The following is a 3003-nucleotide window of genomic DNA, read 5'->3' as shown; positions in this document are numbered from 1 at the left end:
CGCGCCGCCTGCCGCCCACGCGCGTGCGGCCGCCGGCCTTCTCCAGCGACGCGGGGCGGGCCGCCTTCGCGTTGGCCTTCGCGGGCGCGTCGGCTGGCTCCATCAGGTGGATCAGCCAGTTCGCGTCGGCCTTGCCGTGCCCGCCCGTGTGGATGAGCGCGTACCGGCGCGGGCCGTCGATGCCGGTGCCCGCGCCGCGGCCGTGCAGCGTCGCGATGACCTCCTTCCCGTCGCGCCACTTCTCCAGCTCGAGCGTGCCCGCGTCCCAGATGGTGACCTCGCCGCCGCCGTACTCGCCCGCGGGGATCGTGCCCTCGAAGGATCCGTACTCCAGCGGGTGGTCCTCGGTCTGCACCGCGAGGTGGTTCGTGCCGTGCTCGGTGGGCACGCCCTTGGGGAGGGCCCAGCTCACGAGCACGCCGTCGTGCTCCAGCCGGAAGTCCCAGTGCAGCGCGCGGGCGTGGTGCTCCTGGATCACGAACGAGTTCCCGTCGCTCGGCGCGGGCGCCTCGTCGGGCACGGGCTCGCTGGTCTTCGCGGCATCGCGCTTGGAGCGGTAGGTCGCGAGGCGGTCGTCGGCCGGATCCGCGGCGGCGGGGTCCTTCCGCTCGAAGCCCGCGAGCCGCTCGCGGGTCGGCTCCAGGCTCTCGCGGTGGCCCTCCTCGACGGGGGCGAGCGGATCCTCGCGCCTCCGCATCCTGGCGATGACCTCGTCCATCTCCAGGTGCCGGAGCGTCGGCGACGACAGCTCCCGCCAGGTGCGCGGCACCGCGACGGTCGGCCGGGAGCGGCCGCGGAGCGAGTACGGCGCGACCGTGGTCTTGGCGGGGTTGTTCTGGCTCCAGTCGACGAGCACCTTGCCCTGTCGCAGCGCCTTCTTCATGTCGCTGACGACGAGGTCCGGGTGGTCGGCCTCCAGCGCGCGGGCGAGCTCGTGCGCGACCTGCGAGATCGCGTCGGCGTCGTGGCTGCCGTCGAGGGCGGCGTAGAGGTGGATCCCCTTGGATCCGCTCGTGACCGGGTACGGCTCGAGGCCCATGTCGCGGAGGATCCCGCGGGCGGCCTTCGCGACCTCGACGCACTCGGGCAGGCCGGCGCCTGGCCCCGGGTCGAGGTCGAGCACGAGCCGGTCGGGGCGGCGGACGTCGCCCGTGCGCCCGAAGCGCCACTGCGGCACGTGCAGCTCGAGCGCCGCGATCTGGCCGAGCCAGGTGAGCGTCGCCACGTCGCCGACGAGCGGATAGTCGTTCGCGTGGTCCCGGTGCTGGATCGCCCGCCGCTGCACCCAGTCGGGCGTGTGCGCGTCGAGGTCCTTCTGGAAGAACATCTTCCCCGGCGCCTCGTCGGTGCCGACGCCGTCGACCCAGCGCTTGCGGGTCACGGGCCGGTCGCGGAGGTGCGGGAGCATGTGCGGCGCGACGGCGGCGTAGTACGCGATGACGTCGCCCTTGGTCGTGCCGGTGGCCGGGTACAGCACCTTGTCGAGGTTCGTGAGCGCGATCCGGTGCCCGTCGACCTCGACCTGCTGCTTCTGTCCCGCCATCGCTCCAGCATGGCCCCGCGGGTGTTCAGTGGAGTCATGAGAGCCATCTGGAAGGGCGCCGTCACCTTCGGCCTCGTCAACGTGCCCGTGAAGGTCTACAGCGCGACGCAGGATCACGACGTGCCGCTGCACCAGGTCCACGACGCCGACGGCGGGCGGATCCGCTACCAGCGTCGCTGCGAGATCTGCGGGAAGGTCGTCGACTACGCCCACATCGACAAGGCGTTCGACGACGGAGACCGCACCGTCGTGATCACCGAGGAGGACCTCTCCGCGCTGCCCGAGGAGAAGAGCCGCGAGATCGACGTGGTCGAGTTCGTGCCGAGCGACCAGGTGGATCCGGTGATGCTCGACCGCAGCTACTTCCTCGAGCCCGACTCCTCGAGCCCCAAGTCGTACGCGCTCCTCCGCCGCACGCTGCAGGAGACCGACCGCACGGCGATCGTGCACGTGACCCTGCGCCAGCGCACGCGGCTCGCGGCGCTGCGCGTGCGCGGCGACGTGCTCATGCTGCAGACGCTCCTCTGGGACGACGAGGTGCGCGAGGCGGACTTCCCGTCGCTCGACGCCGCGCCCAAGGTGTCGCCGCGGGAGCTGAAGATGTCGGCGCAGCTCGTGGAGGGGTTCGCGGAGGACTTCGACCCGTCGAAGTTCAGCGACGAGTACCAGGAGCAGCTGAAGACCCTCATCGACGCGAAGCTCGCCCAGGGCGACTCGCTCGACACCGACGCGACCTTCGGCGAGTCGGAGGACGACGACGAGAGCGCGGGCGGCGAGGTCCTCGACCTGATGGACGCGCTGAAGCGGAGCATCGAGCGGAGCCGGGGCGGGGGCGGCGCGGGCACGGAGAAGGCGCCCGCGCGGAAGCCGGCGAAGACAAAGGCGAAGGCGTCCGACGACGCGGACGAGGCGCCCGCGAAGAAGGCCGAGCCGGCGACGAAGAAGTCGACGACGAAGAAGGCGACGACGACGAAGAAGCCGACGGCGAAGAAAGCGACGACCGGCGCGAAGAAGGGATCCTCGGCGAAGGCGTCGAAGGGTGCCGCCGAGCGGAAGAGCGCGTAGGCGTCAGCCCGCGGCCGGCATCCCGTCGGTCATCACGCGCCAGAGGTGCAGGGTCGCGTAGGAGCGCCACGGCGACCAGGCGGCGGCGCGCGCGTCGAGGGCGCGGGCGTCGTCGGGGAGGCCGAGCGCGGCGGCGCCGCGGCGGACGATGAGGTCGCCGGAGAGCAGGATGTCCGGCTCGCCGAGGGCGCGCATGGCGACGTAGTCCGCCGTCCACGGACCCACGCCGTGGAACGCGACGAGCGCGGCCCGCAGCTCGGCGCGCGGCATGCCGTGCTCGATCACGAGCTCCCCGGTCTCCAGGGCCTCGGCGATGCGGATCAGCGTGGCCGTGCGCCGGGCGGGCCCGCGCAGCAGCTCGGCGCCGTCGCGGGCGATGCGGGCGGGAGACCAGG

General features: G+C 72.8%; 3 protein-coding genes. 1 reads left to right on the top strand and 2 read right to left on the bottom strand.

Translation table 11 applies throughout. The features are described 5' to 3' along the window. Positions 1–1543, bottom strand: a 1543-nt coding sequence (gene ligD, locus DZG00_RS14080; protein ID WP_199689826.1) for a non-homologous end-joining DNA ligase, incomplete at its 3' end; no start/stop codon positions are given. A gap of 36 nt (positions 1544–1579) precedes the next feature. Here ligD and ku point away from each other — a divergent pair. Then, on the top strand, positions 1580–2608 hold the full coding sequence (gene ku / locus DZG00_RS14075) for a non-homologous end joining protein Ku (protein WP_119382094.1): 1029 nt from the start codon (positions 1580–1582) through the stop codon (positions 2606–2608). A gap of 3 nt (positions 2609–2611) precedes the next feature. On the opposite strand, the gene DZG00_RS14070 is transcribed toward ku, so the two are convergent. Next, positions 2612–3003: DNA-3-methyladenine glycosylase family protein (locus DZG00_RS14070; protein ID WP_375342507.1), on the bottom strand; the 392-nt coding region annotated here is incomplete at its 5' end.

This window comes from Clavibacter lycopersici (assembly GCF_003576405.1).
GTDB classification, from domain to species: domain Bacteria; phylum Actinomycetota; class Actinomycetes; order Actinomycetales; family Microbacteriaceae; genus Clavibacter; species Clavibacter lycopersici.
Note: the sequence above shows the minus strand (reverse complement) of the source record. Positions and strands in the feature narration are given on the sequence as shown.